Source organism: Streptomyces chlorus (assembly GCF_042655885.1).
Taxonomy (GTDB): domain Bacteria; phylum Actinomycetota; class Actinomycetes; order Streptomycetales; family Streptomycetaceae; genus Streptomyces; species Streptomyces chlorus.
Genome location: NZ_JBHSOA010000064.1, coordinates 169,250 through 182,585 on the forward strand (window position 1 = coordinate 169,250; position 13,336 = coordinate 182,585).

The 13,336-nt window shown below is 69.7% G+C and carries 13 protein-coding genes and 2 pseudogenes; 6 read left to right on the forward strand and 9 right to left on the reverse strand.

Annotated elements, in window-relative coordinates; genetic code table 11:
• Positions 1-4: 4 nt before the first annotated feature.
• Both ACFPZI_RS27970 and ACFPZI_RS27975 read right to left on the reverse strand, forming a co-directional pair.
• Positions 5-1,159, reverse strand: a complete 1,155-nt coding sequence (locus ACFPZI_RS27970) for a tyrosine-type recombinase/integrase (RefSeq protein WP_381368526.1) — start codon at positions 1,157-1,159, stop codon at positions 5-7.
• 24 nt (positions 1,160-1,183) lie between these two features.
• A complete protein-coding gene (locus tag ACFPZI_RS27975) occupies positions 1,184-1,684 on the reverse strand; it encodes a helix-turn-helix transcriptional regulator (RefSeq protein WP_381368529.1) in 501 nt (166 codons plus the stop codon).
• A gap of 121 nt (positions 1,685-1,805) precedes the next feature.
• On the opposite strand from ACFPZI_RS27975, the gene ACFPZI_RS27980 reads away from it, so the two are divergent.
• From ACFPZI_RS27980 to ACFPZI_RS28000, 5 genes and pseudogenes are all read left to right on the forward strand, one after another.
• The gene (locus tag ACFPZI_RS27980; RefSeq protein WP_030207232.1) at positions 1,806-2,000 is read left to right on the forward strand and encodes a helix-turn-helix transcriptional regulator; all 195 of its coding nucleotides are present in this window, start codon (positions 1,806-1,808) and stop codon (positions 1,998-2,000) included.
• A 583-nt stretch (positions 2,001-2,583) separates the two neighbouring features.
• Positions 2,584-3,796, forward strand: a pseudogene (locus ACFPZI_RS27985) (DUF3631 domain-containing protein).
• 180 nt (positions 3,797-3,976) lie between these two features.
• A complete protein-coding gene (locus ACFPZI_RS27990; protein WP_381368532.1) occupies positions 3,977-4,687 on the forward strand; it encodes a hypothetical protein in 711 nt (236 codons plus the stop codon).
• Positions 4,677-6,374, forward strand: a complete 1,698-nt coding sequence (locus tag ACFPZI_RS27995; protein ID WP_381368535.1) for a relaxase/mobilization nuclease domain-containing protein — start codon at positions 4,677-4,679, stop codon at positions 6,372-6,374. Before ACFPZI_RS27990 ends, ACFPZI_RS27995 begins: the two co-directional genes overlap by 11 nt.
• A gap of 753 nt (positions 6,375-7,127) precedes the next feature.
• On the forward strand, positions 7,128-7,253 hold the full coding sequence (locus ACFPZI_RS28000) for a hypothetical protein (RefSeq protein WP_361456608.1): 126 nt from the start codon (positions 7,128-7,130) through the stop codon (positions 7,251-7,253).
• On the opposite strand, the gene ACFPZI_RS28005 is transcribed toward ACFPZI_RS28000, so the two are convergent.
• Complete coding sequence (locus ACFPZI_RS28005; protein WP_381368537.1) at positions 7,250-7,810, reverse strand: DUF5994 family protein; 561 nt, start codon at positions 7,808-7,810, stop codon at positions 7,250-7,252. The genes ACFPZI_RS28000 and ACFPZI_RS28005 overlap by 4 nt on opposite strands.
• Before the next feature lie 41 nt (positions 7,811-7,851).
• Entirely contained in the window at positions 7,852-8,535 is a 684-nt protein-coding gene (locus ACFPZI_RS28010; protein ID WP_381368540.1) for a transposase family protein, read from the reverse strand.
• A gap of 202 nt (positions 8,536-8,737) precedes the next feature.
• On the opposite strand from ACFPZI_RS28010, the gene ACFPZI_RS28015 reads away from it, so the two are divergent.
• Positions 8,738-9,286, forward strand: coding sequence for a DUF5994 family protein (locus ACFPZI_RS28015; RefSeq protein WP_381368542.1), 549 nt, complete (start codon positions 8,738-8,740; stop codon positions 9,284-9,286).
• A gap of 210 nt (positions 9,287-9,496) precedes the next feature.
• Here the strand turns inward: ACFPZI_RS28015 and ACFPZI_RS28020 are convergent, their stop codons facing one another.
• The 5 genes and pseudogenes from ACFPZI_RS28020 to ACFPZI_RS28040 all read right to left on the reverse strand — a co-directional run bounded on the left by ACFPZI_RS28020 (position 9,497) and on the right by ACFPZI_RS28040 (position 13,210).
• The gene (locus ACFPZI_RS28020) at positions 9,497-9,745 is read right to left on the reverse strand and encodes a hypothetical protein (protein ID WP_381368545.1); all 249 of its coding nucleotides are present in this window, start codon (positions 9,743-9,745) and stop codon (positions 9,497-9,499) included.
• Positions 9,746-9,833: 88 nt separating this feature from the next.
• On the reverse strand, positions 9,834-11,042 hold the full coding sequence (locus ACFPZI_RS28025; RefSeq protein WP_381368573.1) for a PP2C family protein-serine/threonine phosphatase: 1,209 nt from the start codon (positions 11,040-11,042) through the stop codon (positions 9,834-9,836).
• Positions 11,043-11,594: 552 nt separating this feature from the next.
• A complete protein-coding gene (locus ACFPZI_RS28030) occupies positions 11,595-11,972 on the reverse strand; it encodes a hypothetical protein (protein ID WP_381368548.1) in 378 nt (125 codons plus the stop codon).
• Positions 11,972-12,643: a hypothetical protein gene (locus ACFPZI_RS28035; protein ID WP_381368551.1), complete on the reverse strand. Its 672-nt coding sequence runs from the start codon at positions 12,641-12,643 to the stop codon at positions 11,972-11,974. The genes ACFPZI_RS28030 and ACFPZI_RS28035 overlap by 1 nt, the downstream gene beginning before the upstream one ends.
• Positions 12,634-13,210: pseudogene (locus tag ACFPZI_RS28040) on the reverse strand (RNA polymerase sigma factor). The gene ACFPZI_RS28035 and the pseudogene ACFPZI_RS28040 overlap by 10 nt, the downstream one beginning before the upstream one ends.
• Positions 13,211-13,336: the final 126 nt, after the last annotated feature.

The window sequence follows — 13,336 nt, forward strand, 5'->3', positions numbered from 1 at the left end:
TCGATCATGCTCTCTGACCTGCGATTACTTTGGTTGCAGTGTCTCCCTGTCCGCACCCGGTCCGCAGGCCGCCGAGAACGGCGTCCATGACGGTCCGGGTGCGGTCTTCTTCGCCCGGCCACAGGTGGGCGTAGATCCGCAGCGTGATGACTGCGGATGCGTGACCGAGGACCAGCTGGACCTGCTTGACGCTCGCTCCGCCGGCGATGAGCGCGGAGGCGTAGAAGTGCCGCAGGTCGTGGGTCACCATGTGCGGCAGCTCGACGGCCTTGCGCCCCTCGCGCTTGGCCGCCTCGTTCCCCTCCGCCTGGAGCGCCCTGCGGGCGCAGTTCCACTCGGTCTTCCAGCGCCGATAGTTGAGCGGCTCCCCCTCCTCCATCGTGAACAGCCAGTCCTCGGACGGGCGTGCGGCGAGGTGCGCGAGGAGTGCGTCGGTGACGACCTCTCCGACCGGGACCGTACGTCGGGACTTCGCGGTCTTCGGCGGGCCGATCTTTCCGGACTGGAGCCGCTGCCGCTCGACGCGGATGGCGCCGGCCTTGAAGTCGACGTCCGACACCTTCAGGCCGAGCAGCTCGCCGATGCGCAGCCCTGACCCGGCGAGCGTGACAACGGCCGCGCGGATGTACGGCGGCATGACGCGCGCCATCGCCTCGACCTGCTCGACCGTGGGTGGGGCGACCTCCTCGTCCGGCATGGCCGGAAGAGTGATCCTGCGGCACGGGCTGGAGGCGATGACCTTGTCGTCCACGGCCGCCGTCATGACGCGTACGAGGACGTCGTAGACGTTCCGCACGCTGCCGGGGCCGAGCTGGTCGGACAGGTACTTGAAGAGCACCTGGATGTCGTTGCGGCGTATCGCCGCCATGGAGCGGGCTCCCAGCGCCGGTACGAGGTGGCGCCTCAGCGCGTTATCAGTGATGCGCTCGCCCGCCTCACTGGCGATGAGCGAGCCCTCCCACTTCTCGGCGTACTTCTCGAAGGTGACGCGGCCGGCGCGCGGATCCACGTACTGGCCGGTGACCAGGCTGGTCGTGACCTCGTCGAGCCAGCGCTGGGCGTCGATCTTGCGGTCGAAGTGGCGGGCGTGCTCCTTGCCGTCGAGGTCGCGGTAGCGGGCCCGCCATTTGCCGTTGGGGCGCTTCTGGATGTTGGCCAAGTGGTCTCTCCTTCGTGTCGGTTGTCAGTAGTGGCCGCCGTCCTCGATGTCGCTGGTGAGGGTGCGAGCGTCCCGCTCGTCGCCCATGAGGCGGAGGCACTGCTCGTGGATGGCCCGCGAGCTGTCGGGATGGGCCTTGATGTGGTCGGCGATGGCGACCACGGCGTGGTGCAGGCGGTCGCGCGCGTCGCGGGCCTCGTAGAACGCTTCGACGGCTTCCTGGACGAGGCGCCGGCTGTCGAGGTCGAGCCCCTCCAGGGGCGGGGACATCAGCTCTTCCAGGGGGAGCTCGAAGACGCGGGCGAAGGCGAGGGCCTCGTCGAGGTTGATGCGCCGGCGGGGGGTGCCGTTCTCGATGCGCCAGACCGCTGTCTGGTTCATCTTGACGCCGGCTCTGGTCACCCGCTCCGCCAGCTCGGTCGTGCTCCACCCTCGGACCTCGCGCTCCAGGGCCACGCGCGCGGCCACGTTCCCCTCGCTGTAGAGCAGCGGCACCTCGCCGCCCTCGGGCCTGTCGCCTGCCATCGAACCTCCATCACCACCGTCGCTATCCAAATTGAAACATGAGCTTCCCGATTTGGCTAACCGTCGATCACGGGGTACACCCTTATGCAGATCGAATCGATGCCTAGCCGAATGGGAATGCATGCGATACCTGACCACCGCCGAGGTCGCCGAGCGCTACCGCACAGCCGAGAGCACCGTTCGCTACTGGCGCCAGATCAAGAAGGGGCCGCGCGGCATCAAGGTCGGCAAGCGGGTGCTGTACCCCGAGGCCGAACTGCTGCGCTACGAGCGCACGCTGATCGACGGCCGAGACGAGTGGGGCCTGGCCTCATGAGCCACCGGCAGGCCCGAACACGGCAACGGCCCCCGGCGCGCCAACGCCGAGGGCCGGAGATTCCCCTGCACGTCGCCCATCCCTGAACGAACGAACTGGTGAGGGGCGGGACCTTGCCCGTCCTGCCCCTCACCCGAGAGGAACGTCTATGGCGAACCCTACGTCCCCCGCCACCTCGAACGCATCCGAGGTCGTCTGGCCCACCACCGCGGTCCCCGGCCAGGGCATCACCTGGCGCAACAGGGACCGAAGCGGGGACCGAACGGAGTCACGGTCCCCTGCTGCACGCTCCACCGATGGTGCTTCGGCGGGTTTTCCGGTCGGGGACCGAGACCCCGCCAGCGCGGAACATGCGCAGGTCAGTGCCCTGGGGGCCGGGCCTGACGGTGCGGACCATGCCGGTCCCGGCGGAGGGGACGCCGGGGACCGGGCGGAGGCTTTCGGTCCCCTGGTCCCCGAACCCGGTCCCCGAATCCCGGGCGAGCACGCCGTGCTCCGAGCCGATGGTGAGGGTCACGGTCCCCACGCATCTGCGGGGACCGTGGTCCCCGACGGCGGATCGGGGACCGGGGACCGCGCCGGCATGAACGGCGAGGCGGCCGACGCAGGTGCCGCGCCGCTGGATGACCTGCGTGCGGCGATCGGCCGGTATGTGGTGCTGCCGAGCGACGAGGCCCTGACCGCGGTCACCTTGTGGGTGGCGGCCTCCCATATCCAGCCCGCCCTCCAGCACGCGCCACGGCTGGCGGTGGTAGGGCCGACCAAGGGGTGCGGCAAGTCCCGCGTCCTGGACGTACTCCACGAGACCGTGCACCAGCCGATGATGACGGTGAACACGTCGCCTGCGGTGGTCTTCCGCGTCATCGGCAAGAACCCGCCGACGCTGCTGGTGGACGAGGCCGACACCATCTTCGGCCCCAAGGCCGGTGACAAGGAGGACCTGCGCGGTCTGCTGAACGCCGGGCACCAGCGCAACCGGCCCGCCTGGCGGATCTCCGGCCCGGAGCACAAGCCGACCGCGTTCCCCACCTTCGCCATGGCCGCGCTGGCCGGGATCGGCGACCTGCCGGACACGATCATGGACCGAGCAGTCGTCATCCGCATGCAGAAACGCAAACCGGGTGAGCGGATCACCCCGTTCCGCTCCCGGTACTCGCTGCCTGAACTGCACGCGCTGCGCGACCGGCTGACCGCCTGGCTGGCCCCGCTGCGGAGCACCGCTGCGGGTTTGGTGCCGACGATGCCGGTCGAGGACCGCGCCGCCGACACGTGGGAGCCGCTGGTGATCGTCGCCGACCTGGCCGGCGGGCACTGGCCCTCGCGGGCCCGTGCCGCCTGCCTGGCGATGACGCGCAACGAGGTGGTCCAGGACGAGCAGACGACCCTGAAGACGCGACTCCTGCGCGACATCCGCCGCGTCTTCGAGCAACAGGGCGACAAGGAGGCGCTGCGCAGCCAGGACCTGCTTGCCGCGCTCGTCCAGGACGCCGAGGCGCCGTGGGCCGAGTATGGCACCAAGGGCCTGAACGCCTACCACCTGGCCAACCTGCTGCGCGACTTCGGCATCAGCCCGGCCAATCACCGCTTCGAAAACGGCAGGCAGGCCAAGGCGTACGCTCGTAACCAGTTCCTCGACGCCTGGGCTCGCTATTGTCCCGACCCTGCTCAACCGGCCCCCGCAGCCGGCGAGGCCACGCTCGCACAGCCGCCCCACGGCAAGCTGCCCGGCCCCCCGTCCGGGACGCTGCCCCATCGGCCCGCCCGGCGGGCCTGCCGGCCTCAAGCCCACGCGCTGACACCAGCTGCGTAGCAATCCGTCGCATCCGTCCCCGCGCAGGTCAGCGCGGGGACGGAGTTCCTCGCCGATACGGATCGCTCCGTACCTGCGACCACCTCCGTACCTGCCCTGACCAGCTACGGGACGGATGCAACGGGCGTGACGAAGCCCCACCCCACACGACTACCGGAGCACCACCATGCCCGAAACGAGCACCGACAACGCCCCCACCCGCCGCCGCAAGGGGCTGTTCGGCCTGCCCCGCCGATCAGCAGCAAGCTGGAGCGAACGAGCCTCTGACGAGGCTTCGTCCGCGCTTGCCCCCGCCCCAGGGAAGGCAGAGGAGAAGGCCGAGCGCCAGGGGGCGCCCGAGCCAGAGGAGGGCATAGCCGAGACCAGCTATCAGCCCGCGGCCGGCTCCATCGCCGCGCGCACCCAGCCGCCGGCCGATGTCCAACCGCCCGCCGAGCAGCCCTCCTGGCGGGATCCCGACGCCCCCGTCCTGCCCACGCTGATGAACCGCAAGCGCACCGTGGAGAAACGCGACCAGGAGAAGACCATCCGCTTCACGCGGACCGCGGTCCGCGTGATCAGCGCCGCCGCTCACCAGCGCGGTCAGAAGTTCGCCGGATTCGTCGGCGACGCCGCCCTGGCCGTTGCCCTCGGCAAGGCGGGGCTGGCCGGCAGCCCGGAGGACGACCCGGTTCGCCCGCTGATCGAGGCCGTCGAGGCACACACGGTCGCGCTGAACCGCATCGGCAGCAACCTCAACCAGATCACCGCAGCCATCCACCGCGGAACGGTGCCCGAGCGTGCTGAGGCGGTGCTGGACCGCGTCGAGCAAGCCGCCCAGAACAGCTACCGGCTGATCGACCGGCTCCTGGCGGAGGGCACCGCGCATGGTTCCTGACGTCTCCACCGGCTCCGACACCCGCGGACTGATCGTCTACCTCTTCGGCCCCGGCCGCCGCGACGAGCACACCGACCCTCATATCGTCGCCGCCTGGGACATGGCCGGCGCCCCCGACCCGGGCCGCGACCCCGAGGCCGGCTACACCCTGCTGGCCAAGCGCCTCGACCACCACGTCGACCTGCGCACCCGCGAGCTGGGCGGCAAGAAACCACCTCAGCATGTCTGGCACTGCCCGGTCCGCACCGCGCCCGGCGACCGCTACCTCACCGACGACGAGTGGGCCGAGGTCGCCCGCCGCATCGTGCACGCCGCCGGCGTCGCCCCCGAAGGCGACGAGAAGGCATGCCGGTGGATCGCGGTGCGCCACGCCGACGACCACATCCACATCATGGCCACCACCGTCCGCGCCGACGGGCGCCGCCCCCGTAGCCACCGCGACGGCCAGCGGGCCCAGGCGGAGTGCCGCAGGATCGAAACCGAGTTCGGACTGCGCCGCCTGAAGTCCGGTGACCTCACCGCACCGCGCACCCCCACCGGCGCCGAACGCGCCAAGGCGGAGCGCCAGGGCCAGATGGTCACGGCACGGCATTGGCTGCGCGAGCAGGCGTACGCGGTCGCCGCAGCCGTACGCAACGAAGCCGACTACTTCACCGTGCTGCAGTCTCTCGGCATCCAGGTCAAGCCGCGCATCGGCCCTGAGACAGGCGAAGTGATCGGCTACAGCCTGGCCGCCCCCGGCGACACCAACGACCAAGGCGAGCCAATCTGGTACGGCGGCTCCAAACTCGCCCCCGACCTCTCCATCAACCGCCTGCGCGAACGCCTCGCCACCCAGGAAGTGGCCGACCGCCCACAGCACGTGGCGGATTCCAACACGCCATGGTGCCGCGTCGAGAGCGCCCTCAACACGGCGAGCGCCGTCCTCGGCTCGGACGACGACGCCGCGGCCCAAGGCCACCTGGATGCCTTCGGCGACGCCCTGCACACCATGGCTCACGCCACGAACGGCCCGCATCGGGACGAATTGGTGGCGGCGGCCCAGGCGTTCAACCGGGCTCGCCGCTCAACAATCCGGGCCGACCACCAGGCCGCCACCGCTCTGCGCCAGGCTGCCAAGGAACTCTCCCATGCCCCCGATGAGCCAGGCGGGCTCGCCATCGCCCTGCTCTTCGCCGCCCTGCACCTGGCCTGCGCCTCCGCCAAGTGGCACGAGCAACGCGGCCATGAGCAGCAGGCCACAGCAGCCGAGCAAGCCTTCCGCCACCTGCAGGCGAGCTATCAGCAGGCCGCCAAACCGGTCTTGGCGAACCTCGCCCGCCGCGCACCGCGCGCCACAACCGCCAGTCGCTTCGAGCAGGATGTTCGCGCGGCCCTCCCTGACCACGCCGACCGCGTCCTCGCAGACCCCGCGTGGGCCGCCCTGACCACGACCCTCGCCCACGCCGAGACCGCCGGCCACAACCCCCGGCGCCTCCTGGCCAAGGTCGGCGCCCAGCGAGAACTCGACAGCGCCGAGCACCCCGCCGAGGTCCTCAACTGGCGCATCACCGCTCAACCGAGCAGGCGTGCCCAGTCAGCACGCAGGCGAAGCACCGTCAGGGGCACGTCGTCCATGTCCGCCGCGCCACAGCCTTCGGCCACACAAGTGAACATGAGGGCCGAAGAACGCGGCCGGCACCGCTGATCCCGGTCAGATGCCCTCGCCACACGTCGTGGCGAGGGCATCGACTCTTCTGCCACGGGTCCGCGTCAGGCTGCCTCAGTTCCGCTCGAAGCAGCGGGTGCACCGGTCCGCATGGCGGGCAGCCGCCCCGCCCACGCTTGGGCCTCGGCCAGGTGTTCAGCCTGCAGTCCGGCGCGGGGGTCAGGTTGGACTAGGCGCCGCGGGCGGTGCGCTCCACGGTCCAGGCGGGGCTTGATGTCGGTCTGATTGTTTTCGGCAGGATGTATGGGAGCCACTCCGGCACTGAGGTCGGGAGCCACGTTGCCCCATCCGTGGTGGGGATGGACACGACGCAGGTCCGTGATCGGCAATGAGATTGAGAGCCACCTCGATCGGGTGATTTCTGGCTGTGGCGGTGATGGCTCGACGCGCGAATGCCGGATGTGCGGCAGCCCCCTTGCTCCGCTGCACCGCTATGCCTCCAACGCTGCCCTGTGACAGAACTACGCACCGCTGGCGCCGCGGTCCGCGCCATACGCTGCCATCAACTACGCGTGGGTTCCTTGGTGGCTGGTGTCAGAGAGGTAACCTCGCCCATCTCTCCCCCCGCGGTAGCGGTTGAGGCCACGGCGGTGGCTGAGGCAAAGGTGACGGCAAAGGTGGCGGCCAGGGTGGCGGCCAGGGTGGCGGCCACACGGCGATCACTACTGACATCCGTTCGGCGAGATCCATCGTGCACCTGCCAAGAGCTTCACGGGCTGTGGAGTGGAGGGGATGAAGGTCCATCTCGGTGAAGTCAGCCGGGTCGTGCAGATGACGGGCGACTGGCGGTCCGAGGCCAGGCGGGGTGGGTCGAACTCGGCGGTGCTCCGCACCGACGTGCTGACCGGTGCGGGCTAAACAGGGCCTGCGGCGCCGTCCTCGGCCTCCTGGATCCGCTGGCCCTCCGCGTCGACCGCCAGCAGGGGCACCGCGTCGGGGATTTCGGGGGTGGTGCCGGTAGCGGCGAGGATCGTCGCAGCCGGCATGCGGTTGCCGGTCCGCGCGGCCATCGCCATGGCCGCCGCCGCGGCCGGCGCGGTGGCCCACGGCGGGACCACGAGAAGCATGAAGTGGTCGTCAAGCCCGCGGGTCACGCTCATCGTGTCATCGCTGGCGGTGAACCAGCCGATGTGAACGACGCGGCCGTCGATCGTGAGGCTGCGTGGGATGTCGTCCCAGGCGTCCTGGTCCAGCCCGACGCGCAGGATCGCGCCGAGGTGCGCGCTCAGTGCGGTGATGAGGCCGGGCAGCTCGGCGCGGACATCGCGGGAATGCGGCCACCACGCGCCATCGAACATTCCCGCGCGGGCCAGCGTAGGCTCCAGGGTCAGCCGGACTGCCGAGGGCGCCGTCGGCCGCGGGAAGAGGCTGGGGGAGCGCCCCCATGCGAATGCAGTGCTGTGGTTCGGCAACATGGCGTGCCGCCCGTCTCGGTTCTCGACGGAACCGGTTTGGTCTAGGGCGACGCCGACTCGGCTGCCAACGGTGAAACGTCCTGGTGACTGCAACTGTACTCCGCGCAACCGGTGGCGGGGCGGGGGCCCGCGCTCAGGTGGTTCGCTCCCGCAGAGCCCGCCCGACGATCTCCCCCTGCTGGCTCCGGGTGTGAGTAGTTGAGGTACAGGAAGCAGCGCCGGGATTGATCATGGTCGTGCGCTGGAGATGCATCACGTACGCGCCGCCCAGCCGCACCACGCAACCGGCCGGTCAGCCGCGCGCCGGCCGGTAGCTGGGCGATCTGCCCGGTGAACGACCGCCGGGGACAGCGCGGCTCACGGCAGAACCAGCGGCGCTTGTGCCACAAGAACTCCAGGCCGCTGTCCCCGTAGGGAAGATCGCGGGGCCGGGTCACCGCCGAGCCCCTCGCCCGGGAGGCGGATACCCCGCAGGCCGGACAAGCCCGCGCCGACTCGTCCGCCGTGACCGATGGACCCGGCGTCTGCCGCCCTCGGGCCGCTCGACACGTGCGACGGACACCCCGTCGAGGTCGAGCAGCAACGTCGTATCGTTGACCAAGCCCGTGGCTCCTGCGTGATCGTTCTGCGTCGAGAACAGAAATGATCAGGTATGACCACGGGCGCTCTGCATTCGGATGCCGACAACCACCACGACTGTCACCATCGTGACGACAGGTCAGCACCGCCAGCCGAGTGCACCGCTCAAGTTCGAAGACCCGTCAAAACGCCCTGATATCCGTCACCCTGAAACCGCCCGGCGGGCTGTATCCGGGAGTACCCTGAAATTACCGAGGACATTTCGCATAGGAGTTTCTAAGCTCCTGTCGTTCTCGGCGATTCACAACACCGGGCCGGTGTACACCGGCCCGGGGACAGGTCCGCGTCATGACCGCGACCATTGTGTATACGTCGGCGGTCGAGGAGCGGACCTTTTCGCTGCCGCTGCGTCTCGCGCTCGCCTCAACGGACACCCCTGGTGCTCTTCTGGACGGTGCCTGGTGGCCCCGCTCCCGCGACCTGGCGGCGGAACTTCCTGCGTTGACAGCGGTGCTGGATCCCCTTTGGGGGCGCATCACCCATGTCACGGTGAACCCGACCCTTTGGCCGGTCATCCCACGGAAGGTGCCCGTTGACGGGCACGTGGTGAGCGTCGGCTGGTTCAAGGCCGAGCAAGACCCCCACAAGCTGTTGCTGCTCTCCTACACCGTCGGCCGCTGGGACCTGCTGGTGATTCCGCCGCAGACGGATCCGGCCGTCGCCGCCTGGCTGATGACCGCGGCTACCGGTCCGCTGCGCAGCCACACAGCGAGTGATCTGCTGGAGAGGGCCGAATTCCCACGGATGGTGACAGAAGCCGACCAGGCCCGAGAAGCGGTCTGGGACTCCGAGGGCGGCCATGGCGCCCGTGTGACCGCGCCGGCACGCTCAGCGTGATCCTCGAAACGGCCCCGGTGAAACCGCCGGGGCCGTCCTTTCAGGCGCAACACGTGAGAGTGCGCAACCCACAATCCACCATACACCTACAGGTAGTTTCCGACGTGATTCCGTAGGCTGACGCGAAGCATGAGCACATTCTGCTCGGACCTCAGGCACCGACGACCGGGCTCAGCAGCCGACAGCGCCCGGCCGCCGGCAGAGTGCTTGCTATTCCGCACTACCGCGCCACTGCCCCTGGACACGGAACCAGAGTCCGGGAGCGTAGATCGATTCGACGACAGCGGCTTCGCCTTTGGTCACCCTGAGGATCCGCAATGCGCCGCTCGGAAGCAGGTCGTACTCGTACGTGGCGGGCGGCTCACCTTCGGTGATGTCGTCGTAGGAGATATCTGCAGCCGCCGGCTCCGCGTATTCCTTGGGGGGCCGGTTCTCCACCAGCTTGATGAACACGCTCATACCTTGACGATAGATCCCTCGCGGTTTTCTCGCGTGACATGCCAGATCTCCCCGCCAACGGCCGCACCACCAGTCGGGCGGTATCGGCTCAGTCCAGGGTGGCAAGGTGGTCGGCGGCGCCCCCACGCCACTCGATCAGGAAGAGGGTCGCGTCGTCGCTGGTGATCCCGCCCCGCTCCTCCATCAGGGCGTGGGAGAGGGAGCGCACCACCGCCCGCACTCCCTTCTCGGCGTGCTCGATGCGGTTGACCCAGGCGATGAGTTGTTCCACGCCGAACTGCTTCCCGCCGGCTTCGTGCTCCTCGATCAGGCCGTCGGTGAAGCACAGCACCCGGTCGCCGACCTGGAGCGTCTGCTCGCTGAGCCGGGGCTGTTCACCGCCGAAGCCGACCGGCAGGGTGGTCGCACTCTCCAGTTGCCGGACGACCTGGTGGTTGCGGATCAGCAGCGGTGCCGGGTGGCCCGCGTTGACCCGTTGCAGGTGGCCGGTTGCGACGTTCAGGCGCATCATCTGCGCGGTGACGAAGTGGTCGGGCCCGAACTGCCCGGCGATGGCCCGGTCCATGAACGCGTAGATCTCGGACAGCCCGACGTCGGCGCGTCTGGCGTGGCGGTAGGCGCCGATGGCGACGGTTGCCATGGTGGCGGCGTCCAGACCGTGGCCCATCGCGTCGATCGTGGCCACGTGCAGGATGTCGTCGTTGAGGGCGTAGTCGAAGCTGTCGCCGGCGACGCTGTAGGCGGGCTCGAGGATTCCGGCCACCGCGACCTGCGGGGTGGACATGGCCACTGGCGGCAGCAGGGACCACTGGATCTCCGCGGCCACGCTCATCGGCTCGCGCCGTCGGGTCTGGAAGAACTGGTCGGTGTAGCTGTGTTTGGTGACCAGCATGTCGGCGACCAGACCGGCGAGTCTGCGCAGCAGTCGCCGGTCGTCGTCATCGACGGTGTTCAGGGTGAGCGCCATCACTCCCACCTGGTCGCTGCCGTCCAGCAACGGCAGGTACATCCGGACGCCGTCGGCCTGCGGTACCTCCACAGGGGTCGCATACAGGAAAGCCGTGCCGGCGTGGGAGTCACCGATCGGCTCGGGCTCCCCGACGAACAGCCGCCTACCCGCCAGCGGCACCAGCACCCGCTGGCCGTAGTCCTGCAGCAGGATCGAGACGTCGCGGCCACCGACCCTGGCCACCTCTTCCGCGATCAGCGGGGCAATCAGCTGCGGCGGCATCTCGTGCGCCCGATCCAGCAGCACCCCCAGCAGCCGCTCACCGAACCCTTCCGACCGGTCCACCATGGCCTTGTCAGGCCGCCGCCCACCGTCCGCCACAGCCGCTCCCTTTCACCACAGCAGAACCGGTTTCGCCCGCTGGGCGATCCTCTCCAAGGGGCCGCTCACCAGGCGGCTGGCCTCGGCCTTGGGGCTTGGGACAGACCCGGCTCACCTTGCAGATCCGCTCGAAGACCCACTCACGCGATCTGTACACCCGGGTTCCTGACCGACCGTGATCAACCCGCACAGAGTGACGCGGCTGACTAGCCTAAAGGGCTCATTACGCCAAAAGCGGCATGTCGCACCCGGTCGGGACAGGTGGCTCTCAACTTCGATGCCCAGACAGTGGCTCCCGATCTCGCTGTCCGAGTGGCTCTCATTCACCCTGTCGAAAACAGGCTGATGCAGGCGCACGTTGTGGGTGGCCCACAGGGTGTCAGGTCCCGGTCGTTTGGATCGCGGCGGCCCTCGGCCACGAGGAGCGCCGGTTGGTCGGTGGTGGTGTCCCCGTGGACGGCTTCGAGGCCCTGTACCCGCTGTGGCCGGGATGCCGGTGTGCAGAGGTTGACTCGGAACTCATGCCGCGTCGTGCCGAGCAGTGATACGGGTCACCGTGACCTCGACGGTAACCCGCTCCGCGACACCGAAGGCGGCGAGGTGGGAGAGGATGGCGGCCCCCACCCGGTCGTGGACGTTCCGGGCGATGTCCAGCGCCCGCCGGCCCTCAACCAGGACGCAGCGCGCCTCGATGTGCCATCCCGAACCGTCCGGCGCCCGGTCGGCGTGGATGCCTGCCTCGGGAGATGTGCGGTGAGGCGTGGTGTCCGTCCGGGTAGGTGCGGCGGCTGCTGCGAGGCGGTGGGCGAGGCGGGGTTGCAGGCCGACCACGCCGGGAACCGCGAGGGCTGCCTCGGCCGCGACGTCGAGGAGCGTGGTCGTGCGGGTGGCGGTCATCACGTACCACCGCCGGTCGGGAGGCCAGAGCCGAGGGGCGGCTCCGGCTCCAAGACGTCGATCACGGTGATGTCGACGGCCGTCACAGCAAGCCCCAGGTCCTGTCCGGCCGAGTCGAGGACCGATCGGCGCACCTGATGGACCCGGTCGGGCAGCGGGCGGTCGAGAGCAGCGGCCAGGGTCATGGTCACCCGCACGTCGGTGCCTTCGCCCTCAGGTACGAGCCGGCAGGTCGCGGCCCTGGCACCGGGGACCGTGTCCGCAGCTTGCCGCAGTACCTTCGCCGCGGCGTTCTCGGCGATCCGCAGGTCCCGGTCCGGGTCGGCCAGGGGCAGCAGCCGCCCGATCCGGACCTCTGCCCTGACGACGTCCATGACGCGGTCGGCGAGTGCGTGCAGGCCGGGAGGGTCCTCGGCGCGCAGCGCCCGGGTGGCCGCGTTCACCGTGGCCAGTCCCTCGACAGCCTCGCGGCAGTGAGGACAGGAGACGGTGTGCGGGTCCGCGGTCGGCGCCGCGTCCCGCGTCTGTTCCCAGACCCGGCTGAGCAGTCGGCCACAGGGCAGCACCTCATCACCCGCGAACGGGGACGCGTCGGCGGCGGCTGGGCCGGTACGGGGCCCGTCGGCTCCGGGCGGTCCGGAAGGCCGCGCGTGCGGGTCGTCTAGCGCCATGGGGCCATCGCCTCCTGCAGGGATCGGCGTGCCCTGAACAGTCTGCCGCGTACCGTCTGCTCACTGGTCCGGGTCACGTGGGCGATCTCCTTGTAGGGCAGACCCTGCCGTTCCCGCAGGATCCAGCAGATCCGCTGCCCGGCGTCCAGCTCGTCGAGCGCGCGGGACAGGGCGGCCGTGGCCGCGTCCTGCTCGGCGGTCCGGGCGGGCTGGCTCCACGCGTCGGCCCTCGCGGGTTCGGCGACGGTGTCCAGGGAGAGGGGCGGCGGTCGGCGGCAGCGCATGGTCAGGCAGCGGTTGACGGTGATCCGGTACATCCAGGTGCGGAACTCCGCCCTGTGGTGGTATTCCGGCAGTCGCCGCCAGGCGCTGACGAAGGCGTCCTGAACGGCCTCTTCGGCGTCCTGGGGGTTGCCCAGCATGCAGCGGGCCAGGGCCAGGAGGGGCCGACTGTGCCGCTGGACGAGAACGGCGAAGGAGTCCCTCGTCTCCCTCGGCCGCCCGCACGGCCAGCAGTCGGTCCGGCAGGTCACATCCCAGCCGTGGGGAAGCAGTGCGTTCGATCATGACACTCCCGCGCAGGCTCGGAACGAGCGCGTACCCCTGCACAAATGCGTGCTGCGCATCACACTTCATGTGTGTGAGAAATCCGCCCCGTATGTCCAACCTTTCGTCGGGCACCACACCGGTGTC

Excerpts from the sequence above, each read along its gene's own strand:
- ACFPZI_RS27975 (WP_381368529.1), bottom strand. The coding sequence starts at position 1,684 with ATGGCAGGCGACAGGCCCGAGGGCGGCGAGGTGCCGCTGCTCTACAGC.
- ACFPZI_RS27980 (WP_030207232.1), top strand. The coding sequence starts at position 1,806 with ATGCGATACCTGACCACCGCCGAGGTCGCCGAGCGCTACCGCACAGCC.
- ACFPZI_RS27990 (WP_381368532.1), top strand. The coding sequence starts at position 3,977 with ATGCCCGAAACGAGCACCGACAACGCCCCCACCCGCCGCCGCAAGGGG.
- ACFPZI_RS27995 (WP_381368535.1), top strand. The coding sequence starts at position 4,677 with ATGGTTCCTGACGTCTCCACCGGCTCCGACACCCGCGGACTGATCGTC.
- ACFPZI_RS28000 (WP_361456608.1), top strand. The coding sequence starts at position 7,128 with ATGAAGGTCCATCTCGGTGAAGTCAGCCGGGTCGTGCAGATGACGGGC.
- ACFPZI_RS28005 (WP_381368537.1), bottom strand. The coding sequence starts at position 7,810 with ATGTTGCCGAACCACAGCACTGCATTCGCATGGGGGCGCTCCCCCAGC.
- ACFPZI_RS28015 (WP_381368542.1), top strand. The coding sequence starts at position 8,738 with ATGACCGCGACCATTGTGTATACGTCGGCGGTCGAGGAGCGGACCTTT.
- ACFPZI_RS28020 (WP_381368545.1), bottom strand. The coding sequence starts at position 9,745 with ATGAGCGTGTTCATCAAGCTGGTGGAGAACCGGCCCCCCAAGGAATAC.
- ACFPZI_RS28025 (WP_381368573.1), bottom strand. The coding sequence starts at position 11,042 with ATGGTGGACCGGTCGGAAGGGTTCGGTGAGCGGCTGCTGGGGGTGCTG.
- ACFPZI_RS28030 (WP_381368548.1), bottom strand. The coding sequence starts at position 11,972 with ATGACCGCCACCCGCACGACCACGCTCCTCGACGTCGCGGCCGAGGCA.
- ACFPZI_RS28035 (WP_381368551.1), bottom strand. The coding sequence starts at position 12,643 with ATGGCGCTAGACGACCCGCACGCGCGGCCTTCCGGACCGCCCGGAGCC.